Here is a 15,767-nt window from a genome sequence, read left to right on the forward strand (position 1 = left end):
ATTCATCAACCATTAACTCAGTAAAATATGTTTACGATAAATGAAAATTTTCTTAGGCTGAACGAAAATTATCTTTTTACTACTGTTGCCGAGAAAATCAAACAATTTTCATCTGAACATCCGGATGCAAACATTATTCGTTTAGGGATCGGCGACGTGACATTGCCTTTACCGCCGGCTGTTATTAAAGCCTTGCATAAAGCCGTAGATGAAATGGCGGTAAAAGAAACTTTTCGGGGTTACGGACCGGAGCGAGGATACGATTTTTTACTTGAAAAAATTGCCGAGAACGATTATCGTGCACACGGTATCGATATTTCTACCGATGAAATATTTGTGAGTGACGGAGCGAAAAGCGATACGGGAAATATTGTAGATATCTTAGGCGAAAACAATATGGTCGGAATCACCGATCCGGTTTACCCGGTGTATTTGGATTCCAATATAATGAGAATAAAAGAGCGCTCCATTACCAACAGTAAAATTGTGTTTCTCCCTTGTCATCCCGAAAACAATTTCTTGCCTGAGATACCCAAAAAAAGAGTAGATGTCATTTACCTGTGTTATCCCAATAATCCTACCGGTACGGTCATGAAAAGGGACGAACTGAAAAGATGGGTAATTTATGCGCTCGAAAACAAAAGCCTCATTTTATTTGATGCAGCTTATGAGGCTTATGTTACAGAAGATGACGTTCCTCACAGCATTTTCGAAATTGAGGGAGCAAAATCGTGCGCAATCGAATTTCGTTCCTACTCCAAAAATGCCGGCTTCACCGGTCTGCGCTGCAGCTACACGGTGGTGCCAAAAGAACTAAAAACAAAAGCTTCCAACGGCACCTATGTTTCTCTGAATCAATTATGGCTCAGACGCCAGTCCACCAAATTCAATGGAACAGCCTATATTATTCAACGGGCAGCAGAAGCCGTGTATTCTCCGGAAGGAAAAGAGGAAGTTAAAGGATTGGTAAATTATTATCTGGAAAATGCGAAGACTATCCGCGAAGGACTCCAAGAGAAGGGTTGGACTGTATATGGTGGTGTAAATTCGCCCTATATATGGCTGAAATGCCCCGATACAAATGATTCGTGGCAGTTTTTTGACCGGTTGCTCAATGAGCGTCACATCGTAGGTACTCCGGGGGTAGGTTTTGGCCCAAGCGGCGAAGGTTATTTTCGTCTCACGGCTTTCAACAGTCACGAAAAAACTCGGGAAGCCATTGAACGAATTAAGAAATGGGAAATATAAATCATAAAATAAGCGGCGTTTGGCCGCTTATTTTATGTAGCCTTGTTTCCGTATTCAAAACATCTTGATAATTCGTTCAATCCCTTTTATCAGCGCATCAACCTCTTCATAAGTGTTGTAAAAAGCCAGCGACGCACGAACCGTTCCTTGAATGCCCAATTCTTTCATCAAGGGCTCTGCACAATGATGCCCTGTGCGTACGGCTATCCCCATTTTATCGAGCAGCATTCCCATATCATACGGATGAATACCATCCACCAGAAAAGAAATTACACTGCTTTTGTTTGCTGCTTTGCCATATATATGCAGCCCCTTAATGTCTTGTAGCCGTTGAGTGGCATATTCCAGCAACTCACGCTCATAGCAAGAAATAGGTTCCAATCCAATTTCCGAAACATAGTCTAATGCCGTGGCTAAAGCGGCAGATCCAACAAAATCGGGCGTACCTGCCTCAAATTTAAAAGGGATCTCGCTATACGTGGTTTTTTCGAAACTTACGCTGGCAATCATTTCACCGCCACCCTGATATGGAGGCAAGGCATCCAACCAATTTTCCTTCCCATATAGAATGCCGATTCCTGTGGGTCCATATATCTTATGGGATGAAAAAACCAGAAAATCACAATCGATTTTTTGTACATCAATCGGCAGGTGTTGTACCGACTGTGCTGCATCAATCAAAACAGGAATATCGTGTTCGTGTGCAATTTTCGTTATTTCTTCAATAGGATTGATCGTTCCCAATACGTTGGAGATATGAGTTACGGCAATCAGTTTGGTGAATGGAGAAATTTTTTTCACCAATTCATCGAGGTGCAATTCGCCGTTTTCGTCTATAGGAACTACCCGAAGTTTTACTCCCTTGATATCGCCTTGCAGTTGCCACGGAACGATATTGGAGTGATGCTCCATTGCCGTGATGAGAATTTCGTCACCTTCCTTGCAAAATGCCCGGCAAAAGGATGAGGCTACCAGATTAATGGATTCCGTTGCTCCACGAGTGAAAACAATTTCATTGGGAGATTTTGCCCCAATGAATTTTTGTACGGTTAACCGTGCCGATTCGTGAGCATTAGTGGCTTCCTGACTCAAAAAATGTACTCCGCGATGGACATTGGCATTGAGGTTATAGTACATTTCTTCTATTTTATCCACCACACAGCGGGGTTTTTGAGTGGTGGCAGCATTATCCAGATACACTAACGGTTTTCCGTAAACCGTGCGTGAAAGAATGGGGAAATCTTTTCGTATCTCAGTTATATTCAACATCATTTGCATACATTACAGTTCCCACATCGCAACAATTCGCCCCGGAATCGCTTGTCTATCAAATATTCCAACCGGTCGTGCAGAATGTCGATATGAATCATGTCTACCACATCTTTCGTAAAAGCCACCATAAGTAACATGCGTGCTTCCTCTTCGGGGATACCTCGTGCTTGCATATAAAACAGGGCATCTTCATCGAGTTGTCCTGTTGTCAGACCATGCGAACATTTCACGTCGTCGGCATAAATCTCGAGCTGAGGCTTTGCATACATGTGCGCATCTTCAGAAGAGCAAAGATTTCGGTTACTTTGATAGGCTTCTGTTTTTTGTGCCCCTTTTTCCACCAAAATTCTTCCACAAAAAACGCCGGTCGACTTCTCCTGCAAAACATACTTAAACAATTCGTTGCTTGTACAATGCGGTACGGCATGATCGAGAAAGGCAAAATTATCGGTATGTTGTTCCTTGTCGCTTATCACCAGTCCGCCTACGTGCGTTTCGGCATATTCTCCGGATAATCGGAAACGGTAATCATTGCGGGTATAACCGTTGTGAAGGGTAATTCCTGCAGCCGTCACTTTCGATTGTTCTTTCTGAAGGCAGTATAACGAACTTATCCGGGTTACTTTCACCGAATTCTCTTCCAATTCGTAAAATTCGACTTGGGCATTTTCTCCGGCTACCATTTCCGTTACTTGGGTTACCACAAAATTCACATCGTCCACCGTATGGTCGCATATCAACAATTTGACGTCGGCATTTTTCTCGGCAATGAGTAAAATACGCCGGTTTACGTTCAAATTGACACCTCCGCGAAGAATGTTAATCAGCTGAAGTGGCTTTTCAACAACCGTATTTTCAGGCACGTACACCACAAAACCATCTTGAGCAAACATTGTATTGTAAGCGGTGACACCGTTATCGGCTGCTGCGATTTTATTGTAATACATGCTGAAAGAGCGGGGATATTTTTCGGAAAATGTCTGTAAGCTTCCTACAAATACTCCGTTGGATAGCGGCAGATCGGGTTGCGTTTTATCGTAATACCGGTCATTGATGAGGAAGAAGACATGAGCATTCAGATGAGGTACGTCGCATTTAAAGGCATCGTAAGGATTTACCGGAATGGGGATATTTCGAAGATTAAGCCCTAAATCTGCATCAAAAGCACGTGAAATATCCGATTGTTTGTAATCTTCCAGTTTTGAAGTCGGAAAGCCCCATTTTTTGAATGCCTCGAAAGCTGCATCGCGTTCTTTATTAAGCCCTTCCGTAGCATTTTGGTCAATTACCTCCCGATAAGTTTCAAACAGGTCAATATATTGTTGTTCAATCATTTTTAAAGCTATTGGTTATTCCATTGCATTGTTGATGAGGCTTTCGTAACCATTTTCCTCAAGTTCCAAAGCCAATTCAGGACCTGCGGTTTTGATGATTTTCCCGTTATACAACACATGAACTACATCGGGTTTGATATAATCGAGCAGACGCTGATAGTGAGTGATCACGATCACTGCATCATCCTTTGTATGAAGTTTATTGACTCCGGTGGCTACAATTCGCAATGCATCAATGTCGAGACCCGAATCCGTTTCGTCCAAAATAGAAAGTTTGGGATTGAGCATCGCCATTTGGAATATTTCGTTCTTTTTCTTTTCACCTCCGGAGAAACCTTCGTTTACCGAACGATTTACCAGTTGGCTGTCTATTCCCAGCATCTCTCGTTTATCGCGCATGAGCTTCAGAAAATCGCTTGCAGAAATGGGATCTTCCCCTCTGTATTTTCGATGTTCATTAACGGCTGCTCGCATGAAATTGACCATACTGACGCCGGGAATTTCTACCGGATATTGAAAACTCAGAAAAATGCCTTCTCGTGCCCGATCTTCCGGTTTCATTTCCAACAAGTTCTTCCCGTTAAAGAAGATGCTCCCCTGTGTAACATTAAAACGTGAGTTTCCCACAATAACCGATGCTAACGTACTTTTGCCGGATCCATTCGGTCCCATAATGGCATGAATTTCTCCTTTTTTAATTGCCAAATCAATGCCTTTGAGTATTTCTTTTCCCTCTACGGAAACGTGTAAGTTTTTTATTTCGAGTAAATTTTCCATCTTTTCATTATTAACTAAAAATTATTCCTTTTTAGGGTTTTCTCTCTGCATTTTATAGATCAATTCCTCTTCTTTAGCCTGTTCCGACTCATCTTGAGATTCCATGTTTTTTTTGAAGACATCAGAAGCGAAAACAAACTTCTTTAATGCTTCGCTTTCGGAATCGTTGAGTTTTTCTTTTGGACCTTCCCATTCTTTAACTCCTTCGTTAAGAAAGACAATATGATCCCCAATATTCATAACCGAATTCATGTCGTGAGTAACTATAACGGAAGTTATTTGGAAATCTTTGATAATGCTGGCAAGAAGCCCGTCAATCAATTGCGAAGTTTGAGGATCGAGACCCGAGTTGGGCTCATCGCAAAACAAATATTTGGGATTTAAAGCAATTGCACGAGCTATGGCTGCTCTTTTCATCATTCCCCCGCTTATTTCAGAAGGATAAAGATGGGCTGCTTGCAACAAATTTACTCTTTCCAAACAAAATTCAGCCCTTTGACGTCGTTCCTTTTTACTTAGCCGGGAAAACATATCCAATGGAAACATGACATTTTCGAGCACGGTTTTAGAATCGAACAATGCCGATCCCTGGAAAAGCATACCCATTTCGCGTCGCAATTGTTTAATCTCCTTAGGTTTCATGGTAAGTAAATTGCGCCCTTCGTAAAGAATTTCACCCGAAGTGGCACGAATAAGCCCTACCATACATTTAAGAAATACCGTTTTACCTGATCCGCTTTTCCCGATTATCATGTTAACGATCCCTTTACGAAAAGTTGCCGATATATCATTCAGCACAAGATGTCCTTCAAATTCTTTAGATAAATTTTTGACTTCAATCATTTATTCTCCCCTTTTATCCCATTACCAACTGTGTGAAAACCAAATCGGTCATCAAAATCAAAACACTGTTTATTACTACTGAATCCGTACTTGCTTTTCCCACTTCCAATGCTCCCCCGTGTACATTGTAACCAAAATAGGCAGACACAGAAGAAATAATAAATCCGAAAATCATCGATTTGGCAATGGAGTACCAAATAAAAAATTCCCGAAAGAAAGCGCGTAGGCCATACACATATGTTGCTACCGGTGGATTTCCGGTGAAAGCACAAATAATGTAGCCCCCAAGCAAACCAACGAAAATACTGAAAACAACCAAAACAGGCATGAAAACCACAAAAGCCAATATTTTGGGAAGAATAAGATAATTCGCTGAGTTAACCCCCATGATTTCAAGTGCATCTATTTGCTCGGTAATGCGCATAGTTCCTATTTCGGATGCAATATTCGATCCCACTTTCCCGGAAAGGATAAGGCACATAATCGTCGATGAAAACTCCAGAAGGATGATTTCACGCGACACTACCCCTACTGTATAGGACGGAAGAAACGGATAAGTCAGGTTTAATGCCAGCTGCATTACGATGACAGCACCGATAAAAAGAGAAATGAGAACAACAAGCCATATGGACGTAACCCCCAGTTTATGAAGTTCTTTAAGAAATTCTTTGAAGAACTCTCTCAATCTGTCAGGAGGCATCAGTACTTGTTTCATCATTACTGCATATTCACCTATGCTTTCCAATAATCCGGAGAGAGACATATCGATATAATAATTTCGAATTTATTCATGCAAAGATAACTATTGTTTTTCTTTTTTTGATAGTTAGCCAAAAGGATGATGAGTCATTTTTAGTTACCTTTGCAATAGAATGAAAATGAGGAAGCCCTATTTAGAAATAAAGATAATTATTATAGGTCTTTCAACAACTTATCTTTATTGTTCTCATAGAAACACATCCGCGATTCCATGAAAGCGTCCCAGTGATTGGCATATTTTACCTCAGTATCGATATTGAAATCTTCCGAGCCGAACTGATCGATGCGTTTCATCAAAAAATTTATCGTTATCAGGTTAATATCCAATGCAGGTTGATAAGCCAGCAATGGCTCGTTTTTGGGTAAAGGGATGGCAGAAATGATCTGCATATTCAGCAAATCATCCAGAATTTCATTGGTGAGTCCGATCGGGATTTCACAGCTTTCCGAGATCTCGTCGTTGTTGAGAGGCATCTTCCCTTCAGCAAATCGTTTCACGATTACTGAAGTAATGATCAATGTAAAAAAATCGCGGTAACGGCGACTGATGTTCTTGGTTTCTCTTTCAAAAGAAAATTTTCTTACATTTTGTGCAGCAAAAGACAAGGTTGCTCCAATCAAAACAATGTACCAAGATAATTGCAACCACAACAGCAACAACGGGATGGCGGCAAAAGTTCCGTAAATGGCATTGTATTTGGTAATCCATATTTGTCCATTGAGATAAAGAGTCTGAACAATTTGATAGGCTGCACCGGCGATAAGTCCGGCTATAAAAGCATTCAAAAATTTTACTTTTGCATTAGGCATTAATTTATACAAAAGCGTAAAAACAAGTACCGTAATAACATAAGGCAAGATATTGAGGTATTGCGTTGCGGGATACAGAATATAGATGTATTTTGTAAATGAATTCAGCACAATGGATAATCCGTAATTCAGAATAATCAGTATGGGCAAGAAAAGAATTAAGGCGAAATAATCAATAGCCCGCCGATGCATGCTTCGTCCTTTTTTGACTTGCCAAATCCGATTAAAATTATTTTCGATATCCCTAAACAAGGTAAAGACAGTATACAGCAACAAAACAACACCCACACCGGCAAAAACACCACTCCCTTTGGCATATTCCAACGAATTGTTAATCAGCGTAATGATTTCCATGGTTAGGTTCGATTCCCCTTGCGGTACATTCCCAATAGGCGTCATCCCCAAATAGTCCAGAATCTCGCTCTGAAGAATGTTTTCGAATCCGAAACCACGACCTATAGCAAACAAGACAGCCAGAAAGGGAACAATAGCCAACACCGTCCGGTAAGTAAGTGATGCCGCTTTCACTCCTAATTCGAGATCCAGCGTATTTCTTACGGTTAATATAATTGTTTTGATGAGGTTATAAAAAACACTGGTATTTTTGGACAACGATTTGTAATCGATACGCCAAATACCATAAGTAAGGAATTCGATCAGGTCTGCAATTTTTACCTTCCATCGGGTGATTCTCCCCGGTTTGTATTCCTTTTTTTCTGCCGTATTATTTTTATCTTTTTCAGGAATCATTCCTTTTGCAAAAATAAACAGCAGGTCTGTAAGCCGGGTTCTGTATCCCTTGTAAAGGGATGTTTGTCATCTATCTGCGAACGATGTCACCATCGTTCTTTAGCGGCCTACCCCTCGGCATCGGGCGAGCAACCCTACTACATCCGATATACTTGGCCTTGCAACCCATAAGACGTACGGCATGCTGCATTGCTGCAACATCCGGTGAGCTCTTACCTCACCTTTTCACCCTTATCTGCCCGAAAGCAGACGGTTATTTTCTGTTACGTTACTCTGCTCTCACGAACAGCTTCCCGTTAGGAAGTATGGTGCTCTATGTTGCCCGGACTTTCCTCCCCGTACCTTGATACGTGGCGACAAACCGACCTGCTGTCTATTTGCAAAAGTAATATTAAATTAATGATTTGCTACTAAATCGGTCTAATTTTTAAACATAGACTAAATTAGTCTCTATATGTTTAATCTTTAGCGTTTAAAATATGAATTAAATTTTAAGGGGTAAAAGAAAATCCCGCATTTTTAGGGCGGGATCTTCTACGGGTTAATATCAAACGTTATTAATCGAGATGAGGACCTGCTTCAACCAATGCTACTCCTTCTTCGTGTCCCGAAAATTTGGTGAAGTTCTTAATGAAGCGGGCAGCCAAATCTTTGGCCTTTCTCTCCCATTCCGAAGGATCGGCATAGGTATCACGTGGATCGAGCACTTTCGTGTCCACCCCTTTCAGCTCGGTAGGAATAGCCAAACCAAAATAAGGAATCGTTTTAGTAGGAGCATTATCGATCGATCCGTCGAGAATGGCATCGATGATTCCTCTCGTATCTTTAATGGAAATACGTTTTCCGGTACCGTTCCATCCCGTGTTAACGAGATAGGCAGTGGCTCCAACATGTTCCATCCTTTTGTTCAATTCTTGAGCATATTTTACAGGATGAAGCGAAAGAAATGCAGCTCCAAAACATGCCGAGAAAGTAGGTGTCGGCTCTGTTATGCCACGTTCTGTTCCGGCCAACTTGGCTGTAAATCCCGAAAGAAAATAATATTTTGCTTGTTCGGGTGTCAAAATCGATACCGGAGGAAGCACTCCAAATGCATCGGCCGATAAGAAAATCACGCGTTTAGCATGAGGACCTTTTGAAACCGGTTTAACGATATTTTTAATATGGTAAATGGGATAAGACACCCGCGTATTTTCCGTCACGGATTTGTCGCTGAAATCAATTTTCCCGTTCTCGTCTACTGTGACGTTTTCCAAAAGGGCATCTCGCTTGATGGCATTGTAAATGTCGGGTTCGCTTTCTTTGCTCAAGTTATAAACCTTAGCATAGCAACCACCTTCAAAGTTGAATACTCCGTCATCATCCCAGCCATGCTCGTCGTCGCCAATCAGCAAACGTTTAGGATCGGTCGACAAGGTAGTTTTCCCTGTTCCTGACAAACCGAAGAAAATAGCCGTATTTTCGCCGTTCATATCGGTATTTGCCGAACAGTGCATCGATGCGATTCCTTTTAACGGCAGTAAGTAGTTCATGTAAGAGAACATACCTTTTTTCATTTCACCGCCATACCATGTACCGCCAATCAGCTGCATTTTTTCGGTTAAATTGAAAACAACAAATGTCTTCGAATTCAAACCAAGTTCTTTCCAACGATCACCGGCATCGGTTTTAGAAGCGTTAAGTACTACAAAATCGGGTTCGCCATAATTGGCCAATTCTTCTTCCGTAGGACGGATAAACATATTTTTAACGAAGTGAGCTTGCCAAGCTACTTCCATTACAAACCTAACTTTCAAACGGGTAGCTTCGTTTGCACCCAAAAAAGTATCCATAACAAACAATCTTTTGCCCGAGAGTTGTTTCGTTGCAATTTTTTTCAGTTCAACCCATGTCGATTCGGGAAGAGGTTTGTTGTCGTTTGGATATTCAGGAGACGTCCACCAAAGGGTATCACGGGATACATCATCCATAATGAAGAACTTGTCTTTAGGAGAACGTCCTGTGTATATACCGGTCATCACATTTACAGCACCCAGTTCTGTAACTTGTCCTTTTTCCAAACCTTCCAACCCGGGTTTGGTTTCTTCTTCGAATAATTGATCGTATGAGGGATTATATACGATCTCTTTTACATCCGTAATGCCATACTTGCTTAAATCTAAATTAGCCATTTTATTAGCGTATTAATTGTTAAAATGTATACTAGTATTGTTCGTTGATTTTTAACCCAAAAACAACATGCAAAAATAATTATTTTATTTGAATAAAGAAAACAATTAAAGAAAAAATTCCATAATTACCCTTTTCCCTTCTTTAAGCGTACAAAAAACGAATAAACCACTAGATAAGCAACTACACAAACCTTGAATAATGATTAATCATCTCGACAAAACTATTACCTTTGGGATTAAAGAACGAGAACATGAAAAAACTAATTTCATTACCGCCGCATATGGTGACTTATTTAAGAAGAAAAAATGATCCTGCTTTTTCGGATTATTTTTTTACCTCCGATCCTGTAAATAAAAAACTGGGATCGGGAGGAGGGACGGCCTGGCTGCTTAAAGAGAGCAAAGAGAATGAAGCCCATCGATGCGACTTTCTTGAATGGATTGGCAGGGAAAAACGTATACTGATTCATGCGGGAGGACAAAGCCGACGCTTGCCGGCTTATGCACCAACGGGAAAAGTATTCATCCCGATTCCGGTTTTTCGTTGGGCAAGGGGGCAAAAAATCAACCAAACGTTGTTGTCGCTGCAACTGCCGTTGTACGAAAAAATAATGGAAGATATTCCGGCAAACCTGCATACTCTCATTACCAGTGGCGACGTATACATCCATAATGCCGGAAAAATTCCCAAGATTCCTCAGGCCGATATTGTTTGCTGCGGCATTTGGGTAGACGGTGAAATAGCAAGTCGGCATGGTGTATTCTTTTTTGATCGAAAATCTTCGTTTGCGCTTGACTTCATGCTGCAGAAGCCCGATACGGAAACGTTGCAACAACTTTCGCAGACGCACTATTTTATGTTGGATATCGGTTTATGGTTGTTGAGCGACAAAGCGGTAACCTTGTTAATGAAAAAATCAGGTTATGAAAAGGAAGGTGACGAGATTCAATTCTACGATCTGTATTCACAGTTTGGTCCGGCAATGGGCAACCATCCCACCATCATCGATCCGGAAATCAACGCGTTAAAAGTGGCCATTTTGCCGCTACACGATGCTCGCTTTTATCATTACGGAACATCCAAAGAATTGGTTTCATCCACCTTGTCCCTTCAAAACCAAACCTACAATCAGAAGTTTATTCTTCACAAAAAGATAAAACCGCATCCGGCAATCTTTGTACAAAACAGCCGGATCGATTATCCCTTGACGGCTGAAAATTCAGATATATGGATCGAAAACAGCTATATCGGCAACCGTTGGCAAATAAACAAAAAACATGTTCTCACGGGCATTCCGCCGAACGATTGGTCGCTCACCGTTCCCGAAGGCATTTGCATCGATGGGGTACCTATCGGCCGGAATAAATACGTGATCCGGCCTTATGGGTTCGAAGACACATTCAGTGGTAGTATTCACGATTCCGGCACGTATTGGATGGGAAAACCGGTAAAAGAATGGTTTGCAAAAAGAAGAATACCCGTCTCGGACGAACTTTTGTTCCGAACAGACGATATTCAGTTTTCCCGTCTTTTCCCGGTATGTAGCGGTTCCGAAGAAATGATTTCGGTATTAAAATGGATGATACTTGAAAACGCGGATGAGACTGCCAGAGAGATATGGCTAAAAAACAAGCGTCTATCTGCTGATGAAATTTTATCGCAAGCCGATATCCAAAAAATCATGGATTTGCGCGAAGCATTATTGAACGAAAATCGCGTGACTTTGTCGAAAAATTATGCCAAGAGCGTCTTTTATCAAACCGATCTCGAAGAACAAGCGCATGCTTTTGCAAAGAATCGTTTACCCCTTCCTCCTCCTCTTCCTCCGGAAAGCGATCTGTTAATGCAAATGCACAACAGGATGTTCCGCAGCCGGACACTAGAACTCTCGGGGCTTTCGTTTCGAGAAGAACGCGAAAAAGCTTTTTCCTTACTGCGTAAAGGATTTATTGAAGCATCGGGTTTAAAAAAAATGAATCCATGCCTCAATGTCCATCCCGATCAAATTGTTTGGGCAAGAAGTCCTGTCCGCATCGATCTGGCAGGAGGGTGGACAGACACACCTCCGTATTGCTTGATGGAGGGAGGCAATGTGGTGAATGTCGCTGTCGAGCTCAATGGACAACCACCTATTCAGGTATATGTAAAACCTTCGGAGAAATTTACCATAACCCTGCGTTCCATTGACCTCGGGGCTACCGAAGTAGTTACCGATTACGCTTCGTTGGAGCAGTTCTATACGGTGGGATCCCCTTTTTCCATTCCCAAAGCGGCACTGGCACTATGCGGGTTTTCTCCTCATTTTTCAGAAAAAACCTATTCTTCACTTCATGAACAGCTACAGCAGTTAGGCTGCGGCATTGAACTCACCCTGCTCTCGGCCATTCCTGCCGGATCGGGTCTGGGAACAAGCAGCATCCTGGCAGCAACCGTTTTGGGTGCACTGTCCGATTTTTTTGGTCTGCAATGGTCAAAAACCGACATAGGCAAACAAACTCTTGTACTCGAACAGTTGCTTACCACAGGCGGTGGATGGCAAGACCAGTACGGCGGCGTGTTGCACGGAGTAAAATTGCTGCATACATATGAAGGATTCGATCAGGAACCGGTTGCGGGTTGGCTCCCCGATGATTTGTTTACATTGCCTCAATATCGCGATTGTCATTTACTTTACTATACGGGTATAACCCGCACGGCCAAACATATTCTGCAGGATATTGTTGCCGGCATGCTGCTCAATAAATCGGAAACGCTTGCCCTTTTGACCGACATGAAGCTTCATGCATTGGATACTGCCGAAACCATTCAGCTTGGAAAATTCGATGATTTAGGTTGGTGCGTCAACAAAACATGGGAACAAAAGCAACGCCTCGATATAGGTACCAATCCTCCTGCCATTGAAAAAATAATTGCGCCGGTAAAAGATTATACGTTGGGACTTGAGCTTCCGGGAGCCGGCGGCGGAGGATATCTTTACCTCATTGCCAAAGATCCCGAAGCGGCTGTCAACATTAAACGTGTACTTCGTGAAAATCCGCCCAACGACAAGGCCCGATTTGTGGAAATGGGTGTTTCACAGACAGGACTGCAAATTACCCGAAGTTAAAAATAATCATACAATGAAACGTTATTGTCAAACATTATCGCTAAAGAACGATCCTCAACTCATTGAGGCTTATATGCGTGAACATGCTCATGTTTGGCCTGAAGTGCAGGCCGGAATAAAGGAAGTGGGAATTTTGGATATGCAGATATATATCCACGAGAATCAACTTTTTATGATTGTCGATACCGTTGACGATTTCGATTGGGAACGTGATATGAACCGATTGGCAACGCTACCGCGTCAAGCCGAATGGGAGGCTTACATGGATCGGTTTCAGGATGCAGGCGAAGGAAAGAAATCAAACGAAAAGTGGCAATTAATGACCCGTATCTTCAAATTGGAATAAACTTTAGTCATAAAAATTTTTCTCAAAAGCGCTTGCCACCTCCCTTTTCAGAATGAGTCGGTTCCAAAAGGCCGATAAAAAGCCTGTTCCATAGCCAACGAGCTGAATCCACGAAGCAGCAACGCTGTAAAGTCCTACTTTTACTGAGCGGTTTTTGATGGTCGAATCCATAAAAATCAACAAACAGTAAGCAAGAGGAATTGCCAGAAAAATGGGATAAAAAACGGAAAGCACCAATAACACGATCATGCCCATTACAAAAACCGCGGGTAACAGATGTACCGGTTTCAACGAATGAGGATGAAGCAAATATAAATTGATGCGGGCAATTCCCGAGTTGTACACCTGCTTGAAAAATTTTCTGAAATTTGTTCTGCGTTTATGATACACATAAGCCTCGGGAATAAGAGTAGTAGTAAATCCGTTTTCAATGAGACGAAGGCTGAAGTCGATATCTTCGCCAAAACGCATGTCACGAAATCCACCGACAGTATTGAATGCGTGTTTTGAAACCCCAAGGTTGAAGCTGCGCGGATGAAATTTTTCCATCGATTTTTTACGGCCACGAATGCCCCCGGTTGTGAAAAAGGAGGTCATGCCATAATTTATTGCCTTTTGCACTGTCGTAAAGGTGGGGAGTGCTTTGTCCGGACCGCCATAGGCGTCATAATACTGCCGCGTGAGAAAATCGTTTACGATGTGAATGTAATCATTAGGAATTATGCAGTCTGAGTCGAAAAAAATCAAATAATCGTATCGTGCTTTTTGAGCACCTGCATTTCGAGATAAGCCCGGTCCGGAGTTTGTCTTTTCAAGGTAAGTTATCGGCAAGCAGTCTTTATATTTCCTCACTATTGCGTCACTTTTTTGATTGGAGCCATCTTCTACGATAATCACTTCAAATTGCCGGTTGGTTTGCCGGCTAAGGCTATCCAGCAGCTCATCCAATTCGGCGGGACGATTGAAAACAGGAATAATGACAGAAAATTGCATACCACTCTCAAACTTTTCAATGCAAAACTAACGAAATAAATTTTATATGCAGCAATGTTGGCGCATTTTAAGTAATTAAAACTAAAAATCCTGCTAAATAAATGTAAAAAATATTTGAATATTTGAAAAATCAACTTATCTTTGTCAAACCAATATATACAGGTGAAAAAAGAATTTTTTTAAAGAAGATAAACGATTGATCCTTAACAATTTAAATACGTTTGTCGCAAGTAAGTATATGAGTAAGTTTCGAATTATAATTGCCATTTGTCTCATCATTTCATCTTTCAATTCATGTAAAGATGAGAATAAGGTTACTATAAAAGGCGAAATTTCAAATCTTGATTACCCTTATGTTATAGTGACCCATTTTTCAACCGATGTTTTGACCGTTGATACCTTGAAGATAGGTAACAAAGGACAATTCAACTATCGCACATCCATTGATACATTGACAATCTTTACCTTTTATTTTAACAATTATAACTCATCAGCTATTGTTTTTGCCGATAAAGGTGAGAAAATATCAATCAAAGGAGATGCTACCTTACCCGACCTTATTCAGGTAAATGGTAACGAGATCAACGATGATCTGACTCTTTTTAAGAAAGAAAACGAAGCATTGTTGAAGCAGCGTGCGGAACTATTGAATAACATGAAAATCGATCGAATGGAAAATACGAATCAGGGAATTCTGTCCGAGAATGAAAAAATCGTACGTTTAAACTCTCTCAATCACGAACTTACCCAAAAAGCAGAAGATTTTGTCAGAAAAAATCCATCTAAAATTGCCAGTGTCATTCTTATTAACAACTTATTCAGAGATACGGAAAATCCAACCACGCTGGAACGTGTGTTGAAATATTTGGAAGGAGAAGCATCGAATTTCCCCTTGACTGAAGATTTGAGGATGCATTGCAATAAAGTAAAATTATCTGCAGAAGGAGCTCATCTTCCTTATTTTCAATTGGTAGATACAAAAAACGACACCATTCGTTCTATCGATTTTTCCGGCAAATATGTGGTGTTGTCTTTTCTTTCCGCTTCTGATAAAGAATCGAAAGAAGAGATCAATGTCCTGAAAAACGAATATAATAACCTCAATAAAGATTCCGTTCAATTTATATCGATCTATATCGATTCGGAAAAATATCCCATTACAACCATTTCCAACGATTCTATTCCATGGATTACCGTGGCAGAGAAAAAAAGCTGGGCATCCGATATTGTGAAGACTTACAATATCCATTATGTTCCGTATAATATTCTTATTTCTCCCGATGGCACCATTAAAAGAAGGAATATCCCTGCTCATGAGGTGAAGAAAGCAATAGCAAATGGCGCCAAATGGAGTTGA

At 41.2% G+C, this 15,767-nt stretch carries 12 protein-coding genes and 1 other RNA gene; 4 read left to right on the plus strand and 9 right to left on the minus strand.

The features are described 5' to 3' along the window. Positions 1 to 27 precede the first annotated feature (27 nt). Positions 28 to 1,248 carry an LL-diaminopimelate aminotransferase gene (locus tag OLM34_RS07500; RefSeq protein ID WP_264406341.1) on the plus strand — a complete coding sequence of 407 codons (1,221 nt, stop codon included), beginning with the start codon at positions 28 to 30 and terminating at the stop codon, positions 1,246 to 1,248. A 54-nt stretch (positions 1,249 to 1,302) separates the two neighbouring features. Here the strand turns inward: OLM34_RS07500 and OLM34_RS07505 are convergent, their stop codons facing one another. The 8 genes from OLM34_RS07505 to pckA all read right to left on the minus strand — a co-directional run bounded on the left by OLM34_RS07505 (position 1,303) and on the right by pckA (position 9,964). After that, positions 1,303 to 2,517 carry an aminotransferase class V-fold PLP-dependent enzyme gene (locus OLM34_RS07505; protein ID WP_264406406.1) on the minus strand — a complete coding sequence of 405 codons (1,215 nt, stop codon included), beginning with the start codon at positions 2,515 to 2,517 and terminating at the stop codon, positions 1,303 to 1,305. Next, on the minus strand, positions 2,517 to 3,854 hold the full coding sequence (sufD, locus tag OLM34_RS07510; protein ID WP_264406342.1) for a Fe-S cluster assembly protein SufD: 1,338 nt from the start codon (positions 3,852 to 3,854) through the stop codon (positions 2,517 to 2,519). The genes OLM34_RS07505 and sufD overlap by 1 nt, the downstream gene beginning before the upstream one ends. Positions 3,855 to 3,869: 15 nt before the next feature. Then, a complete protein-coding gene (sufC, locus tag OLM34_RS07515; protein WP_264406343.1) occupies positions 3,870 to 4,631 on the minus strand; it encodes a Fe-S cluster assembly ATPase SufC in 762 nt (253 codons plus the stop codon). A 21-nt stretch (positions 4,632 to 4,652) separates the two neighbouring features. After that, positions 4,653 to 5,474 carry an ABC transporter ATP-binding protein gene (locus OLM34_RS07520; protein WP_264406344.1) on the minus strand — a complete coding sequence of 274 codons (822 nt, stop codon included), beginning with the start codon at positions 5,472 to 5,474 and terminating at the stop codon, positions 4,653 to 4,655. Between the two features lie 13 nt (positions 5,475 to 5,487). Beyond that, positions 5,488 to 6,237 (minus strand): MlaE family ABC transporter permease, encoded by a 750-nt coding sequence (locus OLM34_RS07525; protein WP_264406345.1) that lies wholly within the window; start codon positions 6,235 to 6,237, stop codon positions 5,488 to 5,490. A gap of 149 nt (positions 6,238 to 6,386) precedes the next feature. After that, on the minus strand, positions 6,387 to 7,793 hold the full coding sequence (locus OLM34_RS07530) for a YihY/virulence factor BrkB family protein (RefSeq protein ID WP_264406346.1): 1,407 nt from the start codon (positions 7,791 to 7,793) through the stop codon (positions 6,387 to 6,389). A 13-nt stretch (positions 7,794 to 7,806) separates the two neighbouring features. Then, an RNA gene (rnpB, locus tag OLM34_RS07535) (RNase P RNA component class A) lies at positions 7,807 to 8,166 on the minus strand. A gap of 184 nt (positions 8,167 to 8,350) precedes the next feature. After that, complete coding sequence (gene pckA / locus OLM34_RS07540; RefSeq protein WP_264406347.1) at positions 8,351 to 9,964, minus strand: phosphoenolpyruvate carboxykinase (ATP); 1,614 nt, start codon at positions 9,962 to 9,964, stop codon at positions 8,351 to 8,353. Positions 9,965 to 10,215: 251 nt separating this feature from the next. Between pckA and OLM34_RS07545 the strand changes: the two genes are divergently transcribed. Both OLM34_RS07545 and OLM34_RS07550 read left to right on the plus strand, forming a co-directional pair. Further along, a complete protein-coding gene (locus OLM34_RS07545) occupies positions 10,216 to 13,071 on the plus strand; it encodes a bifunctional fucokinase/fucose-1-phosphate guanylyltransferase (RefSeq protein ID WP_264406348.1) in 2,856 nt (951 codons plus the stop codon). A gap of 13 nt (positions 13,072 to 13,084) precedes the next feature. Further along, the gene (locus tag OLM34_RS07550) at positions 13,085 to 13,417 is read left to right on the plus strand and encodes an L-rhamnose mutarotase (RefSeq protein WP_264406349.1); all 333 of its coding nucleotides are present in this window, start codon (positions 13,085 to 13,087) and stop codon (positions 13,415 to 13,417) included. Between the two features lie 3 nt (positions 13,418 to 13,420). On the opposite strand, the gene OLM34_RS07555 is transcribed toward OLM34_RS07550, so the two are convergent. Beyond that, a complete protein-coding gene (locus OLM34_RS07555; protein WP_264406350.1) occupies positions 13,421 to 14,410 on the minus strand; it encodes a glycosyltransferase family 2 protein in 990 nt (329 codons plus the stop codon). Positions 14,411 to 14,648: 238 nt separating this feature from the next. Here OLM34_RS07555 and OLM34_RS07560 point away from each other — a divergent pair, with 238 nt between their 5' ends. Continuing rightward, complete coding sequence (locus OLM34_RS07560; protein WP_264406352.1) at positions 14,649 to 15,767, plus strand: DUF4369 domain-containing protein; 1,119 nt, start codon at positions 14,649 to 14,651, stop codon at positions 15,765 to 15,767.

The sequence above is a fragment of the Anaerorudis cellulosivorans genome, from assembly GCF_025943985.1.
Lineage (GTDB): Bacteria > Bacteroidota > Bacteroidia > Bacteroidales > Dysgonomonadaceae > Anaerorudis > Anaerorudis cellulosivorans.